The 19,987-nt window shown below is 46.1% G+C and carries 14 protein-coding genes and 1 pseudogene; 6 read left to right on the top strand and 9 right to left on the bottom strand.

The genetic code is table 11. The annotated features are described in order from the left end of the window. The first annotated feature begins 309 nt into the window (after positions 1-309). Positions 310-3,324: a UvrD-helicase domain-containing protein gene (locus CXF83_RS21375; protein WP_101089774.1), complete on the top strand. Its 3,015-nt coding sequence runs from the start codon at positions 310-312 to the stop codon at positions 3,322-3,324. A 146-nt stretch (positions 3,325-3,470) separates the two neighbouring features. Here the strand turns inward: CXF83_RS21375 and CXF83_RS21370 are convergent, their stop codons facing one another. The 9 genes from CXF83_RS21370 to prmA form a co-directional block, all read right to left on the bottom strand. Then, entirely contained in the window at positions 3,471-4,169 is a 699-nt protein-coding gene (locus CXF83_RS21370) for a glutamine amidotransferase-related protein (protein WP_101089775.1), read from the bottom strand. Between the two features lie 93 nt (positions 4,170-4,262). Continuing rightward, positions 4,263-5,432: an iron-containing alcohol dehydrogenase gene (locus CXF83_RS21365; protein WP_101089776.1), complete on the bottom strand. Its 1,170-nt coding sequence runs from the start codon at positions 5,430-5,432 to the stop codon at positions 4,263-4,265. Positions 5,433-5,473: 41 nt separating this feature from the next. Then, positions 5,474-6,889 (bottom strand): aldehyde dehydrogenase family protein, encoded by a 1,416-nt coding sequence (locus CXF83_RS21360; protein ID WP_101089777.1) that lies wholly within the window; start codon positions 6,887-6,889, stop codon positions 5,474-5,476. Between the two features lie 100 nt (positions 6,890-6,989). After that, positions 6,990-8,357 (bottom strand): glutamine synthetase family protein, encoded by a 1,368-nt coding sequence (locus CXF83_RS21355; protein ID WP_101089778.1) that lies wholly within the window; start codon positions 8,355-8,357, stop codon positions 6,990-6,992. Positions 8,358-8,526: 169 nt separating this feature from the next. Next, the gene (gene eat, locus CXF83_RS21350) at positions 8,527-9,987 is read right to left on the bottom strand and encodes an ethanolamine permease (RefSeq protein ID WP_101089779.1); all 1,461 of its coding nucleotides are present in this window, start codon (positions 9,985-9,987) and stop codon (positions 8,527-8,529) included. 199 nt (positions 9,988-10,186) lie between these two features. Beyond that, entirely contained in the window at positions 10,187-11,161 is a 975-nt protein-coding gene (locus CXF83_RS21345; protein ID WP_101089780.1) for a LysR family transcriptional regulator, read from the bottom strand. Between the two features lie 487 nt (positions 11,162-11,648). After that, positions 11,649-11,954, bottom strand: coding sequence for a DNA-binding transcriptional regulator Fis (fis, locus tag CXF83_RS21340; protein WP_012153658.1), 306 nt, complete (start codon positions 11,952-11,954; stop codon positions 11,649-11,651). Positions 11,955-11,968: 14 nt separating this feature from the next. Then, positions 11,969-12,940 carry a tRNA dihydrouridine synthase DusB gene (gene dusB, locus CXF83_RS21335; RefSeq protein ID WP_101089781.1) on the bottom strand — a complete coding sequence of 324 codons (972 nt, stop codon included), beginning with the start codon at positions 12,938-12,940 and terminating at the stop codon, positions 11,969-11,971. 151 nt (positions 12,941-13,091) lie between these two features. Beyond that, positions 13,092-13,973, bottom strand: a complete 882-nt coding sequence (gene prmA / locus CXF83_RS21330) for a 50S ribosomal protein L11 methyltransferase (protein ID WP_101089782.1) — start codon at positions 13,971-13,973, stop codon at positions 13,092-13,094. Between the two features lie 498 nt (positions 13,974-14,471). Between prmA and CXF83_RS21325 the strand changes: the two genes are divergently transcribed. The 5 genes and pseudogenes from CXF83_RS21325 to CXF83_RS22880 all read left to right on the top strand — a co-directional run. After that, positions 14,472-15,176 carry a fumarate reductase cytochrome b subunit gene (locus CXF83_RS21325; RefSeq protein ID WP_101089783.1) on the top strand — a complete coding sequence of 235 codons (705 nt, stop codon included), beginning with the start codon at positions 14,472-14,474 and terminating at the stop codon, positions 15,174-15,176. A gap of 149 nt (positions 15,177-15,325) precedes the next feature. Next, on the top strand, positions 15,326-16,000 hold the full coding sequence (locus tag CXF83_RS21320) for a fumarate reductase cytochrome b subunit (RefSeq protein WP_101089784.1): 675 nt from the start codon (positions 15,326-15,328) through the stop codon (positions 15,998-16,000). Positions 16,001-16,090: 90 nt separating this feature from the next. After that, positions 16,091-18,088, top strand: a complete 1,998-nt coding sequence (locus tag CXF83_RS21315) for a fumarate reductase flavoprotein subunit (RefSeq protein WP_101089785.1) — start codon at positions 16,091-16,093, stop codon at positions 18,086-18,088. After that, positions 18,085-18,828 carry a fumarate reductase iron-sulfur subunit gene (locus CXF83_RS21310; RefSeq protein WP_101089786.1) on the top strand — a complete coding sequence of 248 codons (744 nt, stop codon included), beginning with the start codon at positions 18,085-18,087 and terminating at the stop codon, positions 18,826-18,828. Before CXF83_RS21315 ends, CXF83_RS21310 begins: the two co-directional genes overlap by 4 nt. A gap of 224 nt (positions 18,829-19,052) precedes the next feature. Further along, a pseudogene (locus CXF83_RS22880) lies at positions 19,053-19,952 on the top strand (LysR family transcriptional regulator); the annotation flags it as partial. Positions 19,953-19,987 lie beyond the last annotated feature (35 nt).

The raw sequence follows: 19,987 nt of genomic DNA, 5'->3' as shown, positions 1-19,987 counted from the left end.
GAGCTGCGTGAATTGAGGACTAAGGAGTCATCTGCCCTGTTTGTAATTTCAACTTAAATGCTGTTTATTGCGTGATGGAAAAGGCTTTATTCAGCTTCATCATAAAGTTGATACAGCCACTACTGGTGAAAACTATTAAGTGGATCTGGTTACCAACCTTATTGACGTTTGCCCCAACTACTACACCATGCTGCACACTGAAAGCCCGCGATGTATTTCACTAAGCTTAGAAAGATAATTATTAGCAGCGCAAAATTGCGATATAGTGACGTCCAATATGCGTAAAGCCATTTAGTCGTAGGTTTTAAATTGTTGCCACAAAACATCGAAAAAAGTATTAGCCACAGTTGGTTTGGCCAGCTGTATTTAGGCAAATCTAATGCGGTTAAGTTAACTGCTGATGGTATTGAATTTAGCTGTGCTAAAGGCCAGTTTTTAGCGCTGTACCGCAAACCCCAAACTGCAGTTGATAAGGTGCATATATCCTGGCAGCAGCTAATATCTCCACCTGTTTTCTCTCTGAGCTTTTTTGGAACTTTGCTAAGTTTTCAAGTTGATGGCAAGCCACAACAGCTTGCTTTTCTCAGTTATTTAGCCAAATCAAAATTCAAACAACAAGTTGAAGTACTGTGGGCGCAAGCTCATGAACAGCTGTTATGCCGTTTAATCACGCGGATTGAAGCTACCCTCGCTAATCATTATCTACGTGCATCGCTACTAGAGAAGATGCAGTTAAGAATAGCGCGAGAATATAAACGCTGGTTCCCTTGGTGCCAGTCCCTGTGCGATCCCTTATATAAGTCGTTTGAATTATCAACACCGACTAAGCTCGCACTAAATAAGCTACAGCAGTTTTATCGCTGGGATAAAGTGACCATAAAGCAGCTGCGTGAAGGCTATATTCAATCTCAACTGCTTAAGCATGCTGATTTTTTTGACCATATTGAATCTAATCCTTTAACGGATAAGCAGCGACTGGCTTGTGTTATTGATGATGATAACAATTTGCTGCTCGCTGGGGCGGGAACCGGAAAAACCAGTGTCATGGTCGGGCGTGCAGGGTACTTAGTTGAGAGTGGCAAAGCCCAAGCGAGTGAGATCTTATTGCTAGCTTATGGCCGAAAAGCGGCTGATGAGATGGATCAACGGATCAAAGATAAGCTTGGGACTGATGAGATTAACGCGAGCACTTTTCACCGTCTGGGGTTAAAGATCATCGCCGCAGTGGAGAGAACTGCGCCCAGTTTGTCGCCATGGGCGGATGATGAAAAAGCCAAAGATAACTGGGTACAACAAACACTCGCTGCACTGCTTGAAGATCAGGACTATCGTCAGCAGCTTTTCGAGTATTTCAGTCAGTTCTATTATGTTGAGAAAAGTCCTTTCGATTTTGACTCCGAAGGCGAATATTTTGAATACCTCAATGACAACGATATTCGTACGCTTAAAGCTGAGAGGGTAAAGAGCTTTGGTGAACTTTATATTGCTAATTGGCTCTTCAGTAATGGTATCGAATATCAGTACGAAGCTAAGTATGAGCATGATGTCAGCAGTATCGATTTTCGCCAATATCAACCGGATTTTTACCTGCCAGAGTATGGCGTTTATATTGAGTATTATGGCGTTGATGAAGCAGACAATACCGCACCTTACATTGATAACAAGGCATACCTTGAATCCATGGCATGGAAGCGCGACCTTCATAGCAACAATGAGACTGCTTGCATTGAGCTATTCTATTACCAACATAAAAAAGGGTTGTTAATTGGCGAGCTAGAACAGGCTTTAACGGCGTTTAAAGTCAAATATTCACCGTTACCTGATGCCGCTATCCTTGCGACTTTGCATGAACTAGGACGGGTTACAGAGTTGGCAAAACTCTTTAGCCAACTTATTGGATTGTATAAAGCGGCTTGTGTTGATGATCGCGGACTCGAGAGGGTATTCGACAACGCAACGGACCCCAAGCAGACACGTAAGGCGTTCGAGTTGCTGGTGCCGATATTAAATCGTTACCAACAACATTTATCTGACTGTGGCGATATTGATTTTGAGGACATGATTGGCAAGGCGATCTCTTATGTTCAAAGTGGTCAATTCATTAGTCCATGGCGCTATATTTTGGTTGATGAGTTTCAAGATATTTCAGAACCAAGAGCTCGCCTAGTGCGCGCGTTACGAGACTCTAGCTCAGCTCACTCCAACAGTAAGGCGTCACTATTTTGTGTCGGTGATGACTGGCAGGCCATTTATCGTTTCACCGGGGCGGATGTGAGCTTAACGACTAAGTTCACTGAATATTTTGGCGCAACGGCTGAGACTTATCTCGATCTCACCTTTAGATTTAACAGCAGCATTGGCGAGGTCGCGACCCAATTTGTGACTCAGAATCCGACACAACTAAAGAAGGATATTCGATCGGTTGTTCAAGTCAATCAACCTGCCGTTTCACTTATACAGCGTGGAGATAATGACAAGCCGACGACGGACAATCCCAGCCCCAATGCACTGGAACAAGCATTAACTGCGCTGAGTGCAAGAGCGAACTTGGATGACGATGATCCCAAGCGCAAGCCGACTGTGTATTTACTTGGCCGTTTTTGGTTTCAGTTACCTGACAGAAATGAGCTGAAGCTGCTAAATTCCAAATACCCAAGTTTAACCATTGAATGTCAGTCGTTTCATGCATCTAAAGGTAAAGAGGCCGATTATGTGGTGATTACTGGCATGAAAACCGGTAAGCATGGTTTCCCCTCAAAGAAAGTCACTCCTGCATTACTGGATGCCTTTTTGCCAAAGTCGGAAGCATTTGAATATGCTGAGGAGCGTCGACTGTTTTATGTGGCGTTAACCCGGGCAAAGCACCGGGTATATGTATTGGCTGACATGACGGATGTTAGTCCGTTTGTGGTTGAGCTGCTTCAAGACGGATACCCAATAGCGCAAGCAGAGTTCAGCACCTCTTTAGTACAAAAGTTGTTTGAACAGATCAAATGCGTTCGTTGTACAACGGGGACCCTAAAGCCAAGAACTGGTCAGTTTAAATCCTTCTATTCATGCTCTCACTTTCCCTTGTGCGATCACAAAGAGGAGGGCTGTGATCGTTGTGGTAGCGCGATGACACGTAAACGTTTTACTGGCTTCAAGGTTTGCATTAATGACGACTGCAGCCATACCATACCGCTTTGCAATGTTTGTGGTGGCGATATGGTATTGAGAGAAGGCACTCGAGGGGAGTTTTGGGGGTGCAAGAATTATCGCGGCAAGAAATCACCCAGCTGTCGCAATGCTGTGAATAAATCTAAGGTAGCCCTACCGAGTTAGTTTTGATATTGGCTGGAGCACTTATTCTACCCCTGCGTTGTTGATCTTTGATAAGAGCAGGCCCATACCATAACAGCGTGAGTTTTTTGGGACACAACTAACATCTCTACTTAGAGTTGACCATCAAACCGACGATGGTCATCCTTTTAATATAAGAAGTTCACAAACCAACGAGTCACGAGTTTATCGTCAACTGGAAGCGACAGTGACTCGATGCCAATTTCAACTCTTTGATGGGGGATCCTGTCACGGCGGGCATCCATTAGATCCTCTGAGTAGCTCTTACTAAACTCAGGATGTCCCTGAACACCAAGAAAGTGGTCGTTTATCTGGATCATATAGAAGGGGCAGAAATCACTGGCGGCAATAATCTCAGTATCTTCAGGCAGTTTACTCACTTGATCTTGATGACTTACCACCAAAGATATCGCCTCTGCAGCTCCATCCATCCAAGGTTTTCTCTGAGTGATCATTGATGTAGTCACACCTACGCCCCAGCCTTTTGGAGATTTGATGACCTCACCTCCCAACGCTTTGACCATCATCTGATGACCAAAACAGATCCCAATGAGCTTTTTCTTACAGGCATAGAGTTTGGCGATGAAATGCCTAAACTGGATCACCCAAGCTTCATCATCATTGACCCCATAACGACTTCCTGTCGTAATATAGGCGTCGCATTCATCCAATGAATCGGGGTAGCTGCCATCAATCACTCGGTAAACAGAAAATGCTAATTCAGTGTCTAAATTCTCAAACAGGCGAGTAAACATCATCGGATAATTACCATGTTTAGCTTGCAGTGCTTCGGTGACATCATCGCATTGCAAAATCCCTATTCTCATCGCAATCCTCCTCTGTGAAAAACGTTTTATTGCCTGATAAATCTGTTTAATAAAGCAGGCTGAGAGCCGCACATTGTGACTCCCAGACGGGTATTATTTTAATTGACCTTTAACCGCATCACTAAAGAGCAATGAATACTCGGCATCGGTTAATATTATCGGATTGCCTGCGGAAGCCGCGTCTTTGGCTGACATTTTTCCGACCAAAACCGCGTCATCTAAATTGATCCCTATCTCGGCTAAGGTGTGCGGAATATTAAGTTGCTCCCTTAGCGTTAGCACCCAAGACAGAAAACCATCAAAACTCGCGTCATCTAACTCAAGGTATCGCGACAAACGTGTGATGCGCTCCTCTATAACACTGCGGTTTCGTATCAACACATAGGGCATTAAAATCGCATTTAATAATCCATGATGTTTGTTATACAGCGCACCAAGGGAGTGAGCGATAGCATGCATTCCGCCCAAACCACGTTGAAAACTGGTCGCTCCCATAGTCGAAGCTACTAGCATCTGTGTTCTCGCTTCAATGTCTTCACCATTGGTCACAGCTCTTGGAAGGAAGTCTTTCACTAAACGTATCCCCTCAATAGCAATTCCCTCCGCCATAGGGTGATAAAAAGGCGCACAATAGGCTTCTAGATTATGCGACAAGGCGTCTAAACCCGTTGCCGCGGTAATATGAGGTGGCAAGCTTAAGGTTAATGTCGGGTCGAGCAAAACATGCGCGGGTAGCATATTGGGATGAAAGATAATGCGTTTAATATGATGAGGTCCATCGGTGTCGGTGATGACTGACGCGCGGCCTACTTCAGAACCCGTCCCTGCAGTGGTGGGCACTGCCACCACTGGAAGCATTAGGCTTTCATCGACAAGAGTCCAATTACTGCCAATATCTTCGGCGGTCCATAAAGAGATCGCTTGCTTCGCTATCATGGCGATTGCTTTTGCTGCATCTAAACTTGAGCCGCCACCGAACGCTACCACACCATCGAAACCGCCAGCGTTTAAAAACAGTGCGCCATCGCGAACATTGTTGCCGGTTGGGTTTCCCTGTATATCAGCAAAAACATCAGCTTCAAGTCCAGCTTCTATGCAATATGCTATTGCCTCTTTGACCATCGACAAACCGGATAAACCAGGGTCGGTGATCAACAGCACTTTGGTCATATTAAGTACTTTGCAACGCTCACCAAGCTGATCTAAACAGCCTTCACCCACTGTGATGGCAGTGGGGAAATTCCAACTTGCATGTAAATCCATCTATCTACTCCCTTTTGGATCTAGCCTATACGGGCACTGAGTTAAATATGCTTTATATGAAATGACTTAGGCCGAGTCAGCTGCTCAAATCCTAACTGAGATAGAGTGCAGCCACGACCCGACTGCTTTACCCCTGTCCACGCTAATGCGGGATCTAAATAATCACAGCGATTAAGGAAAAAAGTCCCTGTCTGCAGGCGTTCACCTAACGCAATCCCGAGGTCGATATCTTGGGTAAAGATACTGGCGGTTAAGCCAAAATCGCTGTCGTTCATTAATGTAATGGCTTGGTCATCACTCGATACTTTCATTATCCCGACCACAGGGCCGAACGACTCCTGTGTCATCACGCTCATAGAGTGATCTACATGTGTCAGGATCTGTGGTGCAAGGTAAGGCGTTCCGTTCTGACTCAGCGGAAACAGTGCTTCGTCTATATGGGCTATGGCACCTTGCTCAATTGCATCAGCTATCTGCTCTCTGACAAAATCCGCCGCTGAGGTGCGCACCATGGGGCCTAAGGTGGCGCTTGGATCATCTGCACGCCCTAACTGGTATTGTTTGGTTAAGGCCACCGCCTTACTGACAAATTCATCATAAGCGTGCTGGTGGACGTAGATGCGCTCAATTCCGCAGCAAGATTGTCCTGAGTTGAAAAAAGCACCATCGACTAAGGTCTCAACGGCACTGTCTATATCCGCATCCTCACGGACATAGGCGGGATCTTTGCCGCCAAGCTCTAGACCAACACCAATAAAGCGTCCACAAGCGGCCTTTTCTACCATCTTCCCGCCATAAACAGAGCCGGTAAACGCCACATAATTGATCTGCTCATTGGCGATAAGTTTGGCGGTGTTATCGTGACTCATATGCAAGTATTGAAAAACGCCTTTAGGTAATCCCGCTTCTTTAAAGGCCTGATATAAGCGCTCGGCGCACAGTGGTGTTTGAGCTGAGTGTTTGAGTATCACGCAATTACCCGCCAATAAAGCAGGAATGATGGCATTTATCGCGGTTAAAAAAGGGTAGTTCCAGGGAGCGATAACCAAGACTGTGCCTAAGGATTCACGTTTGATATAACGGGTAAAGCCTGACTTTTCTTCGAGCTGGATATCCGCTAACGCTTGCTCGCAAACCTCAATCATATAGTCACTGCGCTCGGCAACGCCGGCAAGCTCACCGCCGCCGTAACGTATAGGTCGTCCCATCATCCAGCTCAGTTCTTTCGCTATGTCATCTTTATGACTCAATAACTGCTCGATAGCCTGTTTACATAAGGCTTTACGTTGAGATAGCGGGGTCAGTTTCCAGCTTGCCTCAGAACTATTATAGGCTGCCGTTGCTTGCTCGACAGAGGCTAATAGCTGATGCTCGTCAGCGAGCGGACGGCTGACAAAAATGCTGCCATCTATGGGAGATAGGGTGTGCTGCATCTCTGGTTTCGAGAATGATTCCATAAATAAGGTAACTCCATTGCTACAACTTAAATTTCAACTTTAACTTCAAATAAGTGGTTTACACCATAAAACTCACAGCAGCAGAAAGATGCTTGTGGGCTTAAATAATCTCGAAATAACGCTCCATCTCCCAATCGGTAACATGCTTTCTAAACTCACGCTCTTCCCACTCACGGCTGATGGCGTAATGCTCGACAAAGGTTTCACCAAAACAGCTTTTTGCCGCTGAAGATTGCTTGAATCGTTGCGTCGCATCCCACAGAGTGGCGGGCAGCGCTAATGACGCATCATGGCTCTGCTCGTAAGCGTTACCTTTCACTTGAGCTTGCGGTTCTAACTCGTGCTCTATGCCATAGAGGCCGCTGGCAAGTGCAGCAGCAAGTGCAAGGTAGGGGTTCGCATCGGCTGCACCGAGTCGATATTCAACCCGCTGAGATGACGCCGATCCAGGAATAACCCTCAAAGCCGTGGTTCTGTTTTCAACGCCCCAAGTGGCATCAGTAGGCGCCCAGAATCCGGGGACCATCCTAGAATAACTGTTAATAGTCGGGGCTATCATGCACAGAAATTCAGGCATCAATGCCTGTTGGCCAGCCAAAAAATGCCGTTGTATTTTGCTCATGCTGTGAGTCTGGCTGGGGTCATAAAAAGCCGAGCTACCATCTTTGTTTTGTAATGAGAGGTGAATATGGCCACTTTGCCCCGGATAATCCCCTGACCACTTCGCCATAAAGGTCGCCATCAGATCCCGTCTCTGTGCCAACACCTTCATAAAGGTTTTAAACAGTGCCCCTTTATCGGCCGCCGCTTCGGCATTATCAACCGCAATCGCCGCCTCAATTACGCCTGGGCCTGTTTCGGAATGGATCCCTTCGATAGGAAAATCCATGGTCTCAGACATCGACAAAATAGCTTGATAAAGATCAGAGTGCACAGAGTTACGGATCATTGAGTAACCGAACCAATCTGGGGTTATTGTCTCTAGATTGCGGAAGTTTTTTTCGCGGATTGATTTTGGTGTTTCGTTAAATAAAAAGAACTCATATTCCAATGCCGCAAACGGGTTAAAGCCCATGCTTTCAGCTTTCTCTATCACACGTCTTAGTGTCCCTCGTGGGCAGACAGCTTCAGCTTCTCCGGCAAACTCTGCGATAAACAGCAGCATGCCTTCTTCACCAATTACATCGCGGCAGGTATGGGGTAATATCCGCACTGGTGCATCGGGATAACCTGTGTGCCACCCTGTGTATTTAGCATTGTCATAGAGTTGATCTTTGACGTCCCAACCAAGTACCACATCGCAAAATGCAAAGCCTTTATCTAAGGAAGCTATAAACTTGGACTTAGACATATACTTACCGCGCATCACCCCATCATTATCAAATAGACCAACCTTAATATGGGCTAAACCACGCTCCTCTATAATGGCAATGGCATCGGCAATACTGTTAACTTGTCTCGCTTCCATATTCGCGCTTCCTTATTATTGTTCTTGATAAGATGAACTTGGCTTAGCGCTGCAGTTCATCGTCAGACTTCATTTATTACTTATTATATTTTTTTAATCTTAGTCGCTAAATTTGCAGGGAATAAGCTTGGCTGACAGAATAAAGTAGCTCACTGCCAGCCTCTTAATACTAATTAAGTTCAGACTCAGCTGAGGCGATCATGTCAAACTCCTCCTCTGGTGCCGAAGCCACCAATCGATGACGACTATAGAGGACAAAGTAAGTCACCATTATGAGATAAAAGAGGGCCGACCACATGGCAGCCTGAAGGCTGACCACAAAGGTGGATGCGAGTGCGACGAGTGAGAGCACTAATGCGATAGAGGATGTAAAAATACCGCCAGGGGTTTTATAAGGGCGTTCAAGATTAGGTTCTTTTTTACGCAGTAAAATATGTGACAAACTCATCATCGCGTAGGAGATAGTAGCGCCAAATACCGCCATGGTGATCATCAAGTCACCTTCACCGGTTAGCGACAACAGAAAGCCCAATATTCCCGGTACGATTAACGCCCAAACTGGCACTTTACGTTTTCCAGACAGCGAGAGGAAACGGGGCAAATAACCGGCGCGGGAGAGGGCGAAAACTTGACGTGAATAGGCATAAATAATAGAGAAGAAACTGGCAATCAAGCCAAACAGACCGACAATATTAACAAACTTGGCAGCCAGTGAATCCTGACCATAAACAGATTGCAGTGCCCCCACTAATGGCGCGCCATGGGTTTTCATCGCTTCGGCGCCTGCGCCTCCAGGAGCGAGCAATAACACCGCTGCAGCAAATACGATCAATACCAACATAGAGGCGATAATCCCCTTAGGCATATCTTTCGCTGGGTTCTTCGCTTCCTCAGCGGCCAATGGCACGCCTTCTACCGCAAGAAACAGCCACATCGCAAATGGCAGTGCGGCCCAGATCCCCATATAACCTTCAGGAAGGAAACTGCTGGATCCTGCAACATTAGGGTTGGCCGCAATATCGAATAGATTGGCCGAGTCGAAATGTGGCACCATGCCCACCATAAAGACACCTATAGCGATCACCGCGAGCAGGGTTATCCCCATCATGATCCTCAGTGCTTCACCAGCTCCCCACAGATGTAAACCGACAAACACGACATAGAAGGCCGCATAGACAATCGGCCCGTCTATACCGACAAGCTCATGGACATAACCGCCAATAAAGATAGCGATAGCGGCAGGCGCGATGGCATATTCTAATAAAATAGCTGTGCCGGTGAGAAATCCGCCCCAAGGTCCCATGGCGCGTCTGGCAAAGCTATAGCCACCGCCAGCCGTCGGCAGTGAAGATGACATCTCCGCTAAACTTAATACTAAGCAGATATACATTAAGCCCATCACCAGAGTGGCGATAAGCATTCCGCCAAATCCGCCAAGTTCAAGACCAAAGTTCCATCCGGCAAAATCGCCTGAAATCACATAGGAGATCCCCAGACTGGCCAGCAGTACCCAGCCAGCAACCCCTTTTTTGAGTTGACGTTGGCTCATGTATTCATCGGAAACGGCTTTATACTCAATGCTTTTATTTTTTGTGTTAGGAGCATGTTGTATCTTTGATTCATGTGACATGACACTTCCCTTAATCTTGGTTTGCGAAATGGCCCGGATAATTCGCTTTGAATTAATACCTGACCGAACCTAATAGCCTCCTGGCTTAACGACAACAACAATCATTTGTACTAACGCTGTAGTATTAATAATTTTAATACTATGAAAAACATCAGCGGCTTATTTTTTAGTTTTTAGTCGCAAAAACTCATTCTACGCACTAACCAATATCGATGGCTGATACCAGCCAAGGCAGATCCTTTTCAAGCTCTGGTAGGAAACACTGAGACATGATTTGACAACTGTCTCTGGCCATCTGCTCAGCCAAATCGCTCAGTTCATGCCGTCGAGTGACCAAGGTAAGACGCCTGTTAAAGCCATCGTTAGCAGGAAGAGGCAGGCACCTTACTTGCGCTAAAGGGATCCCACTCTGGTATAAACATAGCGGTGTGGTGATGGTGCAGCCTAGGCCAGACGCGACCATAGAGAGCACGGCAAAGGTATTGTCGAGCTGTAACCTCATGGCAGGCTCAAGGCCAACTCGTCTTAAGTAGCGCTCTATATTGGTGCCGATTAAAGAGTCATTGGTGTAGCGCACAAAATCTAGCTTTTGCAGTAAACGATTAATATCATTAATGGAACTCACATCTGCATATTGGCAGCTTAAATTCAGAGGAACCACTAACACAAAAGGCTCGCTTAATATGGGGTAGCGACAGAGGTCATCACAGTCTTCAAGTGCATCATCAGAAATAATAATATCGACCTGACGAGACACCAGTGCATCCGCGTGCATATGAGAGCGACCCGTGGTTAGACTCCAGTTCTCGGTTCGCCTCTTTACCACTTCAATTAACGGCTTACCTAAAGAGGTTGCCAGAGAATCAACCATGGCAATACGCACTAAATGAAGCTGTTCAAATGTCCCCTGAGTAAACACCTTTTGGGTTTGCTCTGCTTGGGAAAGAAGATGGCTAGATTGATCGAAAAAATAACGGCCAGCGATAGTAAGTGCAAGAGGCCGAACACTGCGATCAAGCAGCTCGACCTTAAGGTTCTTTTCTAGCATCGATAGGGTCTGAGAGACTGAAGATTGCGTCAATCCTAAACGTTTAGCCGTCTCTGTCATGCTGCCAGTTTGGGCTGCAATCACAAACACCTGCAAACCTTTTAAATCAAAATCAAATGCTCGCAATGACGTCCCTATTTAGCTTGAATAAAGTGGTGAATAAGCAAAAATATGGCATGAATATCACTCAGTTAGAAGCTTTTTTAATCACAATGGAAGATTAAGCAGCTTACAAGCTTGCTCATTGTGAGAGATTACTTCAGCAACAGGTAATTAAATGGGACAGCGTTAAACATCAAATTATGCCAATGTTTAGCTGAGTTTATTATCATTGGTGTCATCTGAGTTTCATGTGTGTGGCTGAAGCCCTGATCTTTGAGGAGGTGTGGTCGAATGAAGGTTTGGGAAGTTTTAGGCCGTGATAGTCAATCAGTGTTGAAGACTTTGGCGAGCATCTTGTCGGATGAAATATTCTGTGGATAAGTAGCTGTAGGCTTAGGTGATTTTCGAAAGAGCAACAATACAGCGGGGGCATATGGGGGGACGTATAAACAAAAACGGGTTAACCATTTCTGATTAACCCGTTTCGATACAACATATTAAGACGTGAGTCTTAGTTCATGCCGTATTTTTTTAATTTTTTACGCAAAGTACCACGGTTGATACCTAGCATGTTTGCAGCACGAGTTTGGTTGCCGCGAGTATGTTGCATAATGATATCTAGCAGCGGAGCTTCAACTTCGCTTAACACCATTTCATATACTTCTTCAGCTTCTTGCCCGTCCATCTGAGCGAAAAAGTTTGTTACCGCACGCTTTACTGCATCGCGTAATAACTGTGGCTTGATTGCGCCACTTGCGGTTTCGATTTTGCCAACAGTCAGTGGGTGAACTTCAGTGTGAGTTGTTTGATCAAACATTCGTATTCTGCTCTTTATTTATTTGCTGCAAATTCATCAAAATAGTGTTCCACCATGGAACATTGTTCTTCAACGGTCACAAGCTGATTAAACTCAGCTCGAAAAGCGCGTTGTGTTTCTTGGTTTAGATACCATCCAACGTGCTTTCTTGCGAAACGGATGCCTTTATAATCGCCATACAATGCGTAAAGCAGTTTAAGGTGTTCCAGCATCAATTGACGCTTTTCATCCATCTCAACGGGCGCTAGCTTATTACCTGTGTCCAAGTAATGTTGGATTTCCCTAAATATCCAAGGCCGTCCTTGAGCGCCCCGGCCTATCATCAAAGCATCCACACCAGTATAATCCAGCACAAAGCGTGCTTTCTCTGGCGTTAAAATATCTCCATTAGCGACGACAGGTATCGAGATCTGTTTTTTAATTGCTTTAATCGTGTCGTACTCGGCATTGCCTTTGTACATGCACTGTTTTGTTCTGCCGTGAACGGCTAACGAAGCAATGCCACAATCTTCTGCAATCTGGGCGATATGAACACCATTCCTGTGCTCTGGAGCCCACCCCGTTCGAATTTTTAGTGTCACAGGCACATCAACTGCTGCTACTACGGCACGTAGAATTAATTCTACTTGCTGTGGATCTTGCAACAAAGCGGAGCCTGCTAGCTTTCTATTCACTTTTTTTGCTGGACAGCCCATATTGATATCAATGATCTGAGCGCCTTGTTGCACATTCACAACAGCGGCATTCGCCATTAATTCAGGGTCTGAACCGGCTATTTGAACCGAACGTATTCCGTCTTCACCTACGTGTGTCATACGTAAGCGGCTTTTATCGGTATCCCAAACATCAGGATTAGATGAAAGCATCTCTGAAACCGCCATGGCTGCGCCATAACGAATACAAAGATTTCTAAAGGGCTGGTCCGTGACACCTGCCATTGGGGCCACGATCAGCTGATTTTTCAGTCGATAGGGTCCAATCTGCATTTATCAAATCACCTTGCTCGTCAAAGGGGCGCTATAGTACGCCTTTTTCAAGCCTGTGAAAAGGTCAATAAATGACCTGAGGGCAACTTTTTTTCTTGACTTTTGCTAGGTGAGAAGTCTGTCGCGGCGCAGAGTGCGCCGCGTATTACCGTTATTTGCGTATCCCTGTCAAGCGGCTCCAGTCGTCTTTGTGAGCAGGCTCGTCCATGTCGAACCATTTGCTATAAAAGGCTGAAACTTCTTCAGCTTGTTCTTTTAGTAGACCTGAAAGGGCAAGTTGGCCGCCTGGCAACACTTTATCAGCAATTAATGGCGCCAATTCACGTAATGGGCCTGCAAGAATGTTTGCCACTAAGATGTCTGCTTGCAGATCTGCGGGTTGGTCTTCTGGCAGATACAGCGAAAGCCTGTCTTGCACGCCGTTACGCTCTGCATTGGCTTTAGATGCGTCAATTGCTTGGTAATCGATATCGATGCCTGTGACACGTTCAGCCCCTAGCTTGAGCGCAGCGACAGCGAGAATGCCTGAGCCACAACCAAAGTCGATGACGTCTTTATTGCGGTAGTCGAGTCCATCTAGCCACTCTAAACATAAAGCGGTGGTTGGGTGAGTACCTGTGCCGAAGGCAAGGCCGGGATCTAAAATCACGTTGACCGCGGTTGGATCTGGGATCTCACGCCAGCTTGGACAGATCCAAAGGCGGTCACCAAACTTAATTGGGTGGAAGTTATCCATCCATTCACGTTCCCAGTCTTTGTCTTCAACTTGCTCTATCTTATGGCCGAAGTTTTTACCTAAATAAGGCAGCAGTTTTAGACGCTCAACCACAGGTGCTAAATCGTGATCGGCTTCAAATAGTGCAATGATGACCGTGTGACTCCACAGTGGTGTTTCACCCAAAGTGGGTTCATAGATCGGGGTGTCTTTACCGTCTTCGAAGGTAATGGAAATTGACCCTTCTTCCATCAGCTGATCGCTAAGTGCGTCTGCGTGAGGGCCGTCGGTATCAATTCTTAGTTGGATCCAAGGCATGACAATTCTCGTTAGCTAGATATATCGACGTATTGTATACCCAAACGACCTCAGAATGCAGTATTCAGCATGTCGAAAAGGGAATAACCATTATCTCAATCATTGCCTTGTTCAGCTATCCTACTTGAGCTCTGAAACCAGCGTTTTGAAGTGAGTTGGGTATTTCGTTAAGCTTAAATCAGGTGCAGGACTCTATGGCAATTAGTCACTGTTTTACTTGAGCAATTAGTGACTTATAGTCCGCTTGTAATAACAGTATCCCTCAGGAGGACGTTTAGATTGTTTTGTTTGAAATGTTGCTTCAAGTAGCTGAAAATCATTGGTTAAAAGGTATTACCGCTGTTCTGTGTTTTATGCCTTGTTTGTGATCTTACTCTAATACTCACTTGAAAGAGCGTGAGCAAGATCACGATTGAAAATGCAGTTTCAACGAGGTGATTAACAAGTTGCTAGAGTGTAAATCCCACGACTAGGCATAAGATAAACAAGATAACTACTATGTTAGCATCCTACGTAAGCGCAACCGGACATCCCGCATCAGCTAAAGCGGACAAAATACAAAGCATCACCGGTGTATTGATGGGCTGCTTTCTATTAGCTCATCTACATTTTGAATCTAGCATTTTACTTGGTAAAGAGGCGTTTTATACCGTAGTGCAGTTTCTCGAAGGGGGCATGTTTAGCTCAACGGGACATGGCTTCCCGATTGTCACTAAGGTTTTTTCGGTGTTTATGTTACTGGTGGTGATGGCGCATGCGGCAGTGGCTTTACGTCGTTTCCCTGCGCAAATAGGGCAGTGGCGTGCACTTAGACGTCATATGTCAGTGATTAATCATAAAGACAGCCATGCGTGGTTCTGGCAGCTGATTACGGGCTTTGTGTTGTTCTTCCTTGTGCCTGTACACCTCTTTACCATGATAGCCAATCCAGAAATAGGTCCTCATCTTTCGGCTGACAGAGTCTACAACCAAAATGCTTGGTTGCTATACGCCTTACTGCTACCTGCTGTGGTGATCCACGCGATGATAGGACTTTACCGCGTGGCAGTTAAGTGGGGTTTAACCACTAAACGTACGGGGCTGCGTAAGCTGGCTAAAGGCTTGATTATTTATCTTATCGTCATTGGTCTTATGAGTCTTATATCTTATCTAATCATTGGCAGTGATTTGAGCTTGCCCGTTGAAGCTTATCGCCCTAGTTAGTTACGGCCATATTTTATTAATCGATAAATTAGGTATCGCTGGATTAATTACTTTTTTGTTGATCTACCTCACTGTTGGGAAGTTATTTGTGAGCGACATTGGTTACAGTGTCTTTAAGCGAAAATTCAACAACATGGATAGGGAAGCGAATGAGAATAATAAAAAATCGCGGTAAATTGAGTGGTTGGCTTGATATAAGCCAAAGCGCCAGTGGGGTGGTGCTAGCGGTATTTTTGTGGACGCACCTGTTATTGGTGTCATCCATATTATTGGGTAAAGATGCGATGACATGGGTCGCTAAAACCATGGAACTGAGTTTTTTAACGGCTGACGGTCATGGCTACCCTTGGGTGGTGACGGTCATCGCTGTTGTTATTGCCGCTATCGTATTGGTTCACGTTTTGGTTGCGGCGCACAAAATGCCGCTCAACCTACGTCAACAAAAAGCGCTAAAGCAGCAACTCAGCATGGTGAACCACGGCGACACTCGTTTATGGGTTTGGCAAGCCGTTACTGGCGTGGTGATTTTTTTGCTACTGCCAGTGCATTTGTGGCTCATTGGCGCTGCACCGGAAACCATAGGGCCCTATGGCAGTGCGGATAGAATTTGGCAACAGGGCGTATGGTTACTGTATTTACCTTTACTCTTTTGCGTTGAACTGCATGCAGCCATTGGTGTATATCGTGTTGCGGTTAAGTGGGGTGCCGTCAGAGATCTCAATAGTCGTAGCAGGCTGAAAAAAATAAAAAGCATTATCAGTGCCATCTTTATTGTGGTGGGTATTGCTTCATTGCTGGCCTTTTTGCCTTACGCAAATGGTTAGTCGAAAGCACTTATTAGCACAATGCTGTGTAAATCAAATATTTGAATGTAAGAACCATAAATTGACTCTGTACCCGCTTAAGGAGCACGTGTGAAACTGATATATACCGATTCGTTAGTGATCGGCGCTGGACTTGCTGGATTACGCGTCGCCATCGCCTCAAAAGAGCGTGGGCTAGATACTGTTGTATTGTCATTAGTCCCTGCTAAACGGTCGCATTCGGCTGCGGCGCAAGGTGGCATGCAAGCAAGTCTGGGCAATACCGTGAAAGGTATGGGAGATGATGAAGATGTGCACTTCCAAGATACGGTAAAAGGATCTGATTGGGGTTGCGATCAAGATGTGGCACGTATGTTTGCTCATTGTGCCCCTAAAGCAGTCCGTGAGTTGGCGAATTGGGGCGTACCTTGGACACGCGTTACGGCAGGCCCAAGACAAGTGGTGGTTAACGCCGAGAAAGTCACCCTCGAAGAGGCTGAAGTTGCGCATGGCTTAATTAATGCCCGTGACTTTGGTGGTACTAAAAAATGGCGTACCTGTTACACGGCTGATGGTACCGGTCATTCACTGCTATATGCCGTCGATAACAAAGCGATATCGATGGATATCCCGGTGCATGAGCGCATGGAAGCCTTATCGCTTATCCATGATGGTAAGCGCTGCCATGGCGTAGTAGCACGCTGTCTGGTGACCGGAGAACTACGTGCTTATGTCGCTAAGTCGACCACGATAGCCACCGGTGGTTACGGCCGAATTTATGAAGTATCAACCAATGCCATTATCTGTGAAGGGATAGGCCAAGCACTTGCGCTTGAAACCGGTGTTGCCAAGTTGGGTAACATGGAAGCGGTGCAGTTCCATCCTACAGCCATCGTACCCGTCGGGATCTTAACGACAGAAGGTTGTCGTGGTGACGGCGGCTTATTGCGAGATAAAGATGGTCACCGCTTTATGCCAGACTATGAGCCTGAAAAGAAAGAGTTGGCATCACGTGATGTAGTGTCGCGCCGTATGACCGAACATATGCGCAAAGGTAAAGGCGTTGATAGCCCTTATGGACCGCATCTATGGCTTGATATTACCTTGCTTGGCCGTAAGCATGTTGAAACTAACTTGCGTGAAGTGAAAGAGATCTGTGAGAACTTTTTAGGTATCGATCCTGCTAAGGAGTGGATCCCAGTACGCCCGACTCAACATTATTCAATGGGGGGTATCCGTACCGATTCAACAGGGCAGAATCCGCAGTTAAAAGGCCTGTTTAGTGTAGGTGAAGCCGCTTGTTGGGATATGCACGGCTTTAACCGACTCGGTGGTAATTCTCTTGCTGAAACGGTCGTTGGCGGCATGATTATCGGCAAGTACGTGGCTGATTTCTGCCAGCAAAATACCTTAGAGATTGATACTGGTCTGGTTGAGTCTTTTGTTGGCAAAGTGCAAAGCGAGATTGATGACTTAGTCGATGGTGAAGGGACTGAAAGTCCGTTTGAACTGAAAAAGCAGATGCAACGGATCATGATGGATTACGTGGGCATCTTCCGTAATGGCCCTGAGCTTGAAAAAGCCGTTAACGAGCTACAAGCGTTACTTAAGCGTGCTCAAGCATTAGGCCTTAAATGTAAGAAGCGCCACGCTAACCCAGAGCTTGTAGAAGCACTGCGTGTTAAACGTATGCTGAAAGTTGCGCTAACGGTTGCTGCTGGCGCTGCAGCACGTACTGAGAGCCGCGGAGCACACGCTCGTGAAGATTTCCCGCAGCGTAACGATAAAGACTGGCTAAACCGCACTTTGGCAAGCTGGCCAAACGCAGAAGCGTTATCGCCGACGCTGGAATATGAGCAGTTGGATGTAATGAAGATGGAGTTACCGCCTGGCTACCGTGGTTATGGTATTAACAATGCGATAGCGCATCCTGATACGGGCAAGCGCGAGCAGCAGATCACTGAGATATTGAGTCAGTTAGGTGATGATGCCGATAGGCACGAAAGACAAAATGCCTTAATGCCATTTGAGGTGCCAGAGTCATTAATACCTAAGAATGAACGTTTGAGTGAAATGTTAGATCAGCAAGTTGCAGGAGAGGCGAAATGAGCCCAGAAGCCACAAAAGGGCGGATGTTAACCTTTAATATATTCCGTTATGATCCACAAGAACCGGGCGATAAGCCTAAAATGGTGAAGTACCAGCTTGAAGAAACACCGGGTATGACGGTCTTTATTGCGCTTAACCGTTTACGTGAAGAACAAGATACCTCGTTGCAATTTGATTTTGTGTGCCGAGCAGGTATTTGTGGCAGTTGCGCTATGGTCATTAACGGTTTTCCAACGTTGGCTTGCCGAACATTAACCCGCAAATACCCGAAAGGTGACATCATGTTGATGCCGCTACCTGGGTTTGAATTGATTGGTGATCTGTCAGTCAATACCGGCAAGTTTATGCGCGAGCTGGCCGAGCGTTTAAAGTTGTGGCTACACCCCATCAGTGATGATTTGGATGTTCACCGCTTAGAAGCGCCGATGGACCCAGTAGAAGCAGCCAAACTCTACGAGCTAGAACGGTGTGTAGAGTGTGGTGTATGTGTATCAGCCTGTGCCACTAAACAGATGCGCGAAACCTTTGTTGGTGCCGTGGGCATGATGAAACTTGCGCGTTTTGAGCTTGATAGCCGTGACGGTCGTGAGCTTGAAGATTATTATCATGTGATTGGTAACCAAGACGGTGTCTTTGGCTGCATGACTTTGCTAGGGTGCCAAGATAATTGCCCTAAGGACCTGCCGCATATGCAGCAGATTGCCTATCTAAGACGAAAAATGGCAGTCACTTTAGTTTAGGTTTATGGGTTGAAAAAAGTGCTCGAACCCCATGGCTATCGACTCTTGTGGGGGACTAAAGACGCTAAACATTAAAGCCTGCACTTGCAGGCTTTTTTTTGGCTGATATAAAAATCACTAACAGTGATGCTCTGATTAAGTAGAATTTTTATTGGTAAAAACGTGGTGATTTAATACAATAAAGTATTAGTAATGGTCGGTCGTTTATAAAGGAATAATTGATAATGCAGCTAAATGATCTAACTCTTTTCGTGAGAGTCGCTGATTGTGGCAGCCTGACGGGCGCCGCGGTTGAGCTGGATATCTCTTCTGCGGTGGCAAGTGCAGGCCTTAAAAGGTTAGAGAAAGAGCTAGGTACAACCTTGTTTATTCGCAGTACTCGCAGCCTTAGGCTAACCGATGCTGGCGAGCGGTATCTGATCCATTGTCGATCGGCATTAGCTGATCTTGACATGGGGCAGCGGGCAATTACCTCGAGCCTGACCCAGATCTCGGGCACCGTGAGTCTAGCCGTACCATCGGATGTTGGCCGTAATATTATATTACCTTGGCTCGATGATTTTCTATCCGAGTATCCAGAACTCAAACTTCGTCTTCATATTGGCGATAACTTGTCTGATTTTTATCGAGACAAAATTGATGTCGCATTACGCTCTGGTAAACCCAAAGATTCATCGCTGGTGGCCTTTAAAATTTGTGACTCCACGCGAGTACTATGTGCTTCGCCTGAGTATATCGAGCGCATGGGAGCGGTTAATAATTTAGAGCAGCTGCAGCAACATAACTGCTTGTTCTTTATGTTAGATGAGCGCACGCATGATCAATGGTTTTTCAGCAAAGAAGGTCAGCAATATAAGGTGCGAGTGACGTCTAATCGAACCTGCAACGATGCTGATGTTGCACGGCGCTGGGCTGTGGCTGGCCAAGGGGTGGTGTTTAAGTCCTGCCTTGATTTAACGGATGATCTTGAATCAGGGCGATTAGTGCCTATGCTAACGGATTACGTTGGTGAAGAGGCCGACCTCTATCTTGTTTGTCCTGGCCGAGAGCATGTGACGCCGGTGGTATTACTGCTCAGAGATATGTTAAGGGTGCGCTCAAAAGCGTGGTTGGCACGGACAAATAGCAGGTTGATTAAAGACATTCCTGACAGGCAACC

It is taken from the genome of Shewanella sp. Choline-02u-19 (genome assembly GCF_002836205.1).
Lineage (GTDB): Bacteria > Pseudomonadota > Gammaproteobacteria > Enterobacterales > Shewanellaceae > Shewanella.
The sequence above is the reverse complement of the archived record's forward strand: the minus strand, read 5'-3'. Positions and strand labels throughout refer to the sequence as shown.

Coding starts and splice junctions, on each gene's coding strand:
- CXF83_RS21370 (WP_101089775.1), bottom strand. CDS start 4,169: ATGAGAATAGGGATTTTGCAATGCGATGATGTCACCGAAGCACTGCAA.
- CXF83_RS21365 (WP_101089776.1), bottom strand. CDS start 5,432: ATGGATTTACATGCAAGTTGGAATTTCCCCACTGCCATCACAGTGGGT.
- CXF83_RS21360 (WP_101089777.1), bottom strand. CDS start 6,889: ATGGAATCATTCTCGAAACCAGAGATGCAGCACACCCTATCTCCCATA.
- CXF83_RS21355 (WP_101089778.1), bottom strand. CDS start 8,357: ATGGAAGCGAGACAAGTTAACAGTATTGCCGATGCCATTGCCATTATA.
- eat (WP_101089779.1), bottom strand. CDS start 9,987: ATGTCACATGAATCAAAGATACAACATGCTCCTAACACAAAAAATAAA.
- fis (WP_012153658.1), bottom strand. CDS start 11,954: ATGTTTGATCAAACAACTCACACTGAAGTTCACCCACTGACTGTTGGC.
- dusB (WP_101089781.1), bottom strand. CDS start 12,940: ATGCAGATTGGACCCTATCGACTGAAAAATCAGCTGATCGTGGCCCCA.
- prmA (WP_101089782.1), bottom strand. CDS start 13,973: ATGCCTTGGATCCAACTAAGAATTGATACCGACGGCCCTCACGCAGAC.
- CXF83_RS21325 (WP_101089783.1), top strand. CDS start 14,472: ATGTTAGCATCCTACGTAAGCGCAACCGGACATCCCGCATCAGCTAAA.
- CXF83_RS21320 (WP_101089784.1), top strand. CDS start 15,326: ATGAGAATAATAAAAAATCGCGGTAAATTGAGTGGTTGGCTTGATATA.
- CXF83_RS21310 (WP_101089786.1), top strand. CDS start 18,085: ATGAGCCCAGAAGCCACAAAAGGGCGGATGTTAACCTTTAATATATTC.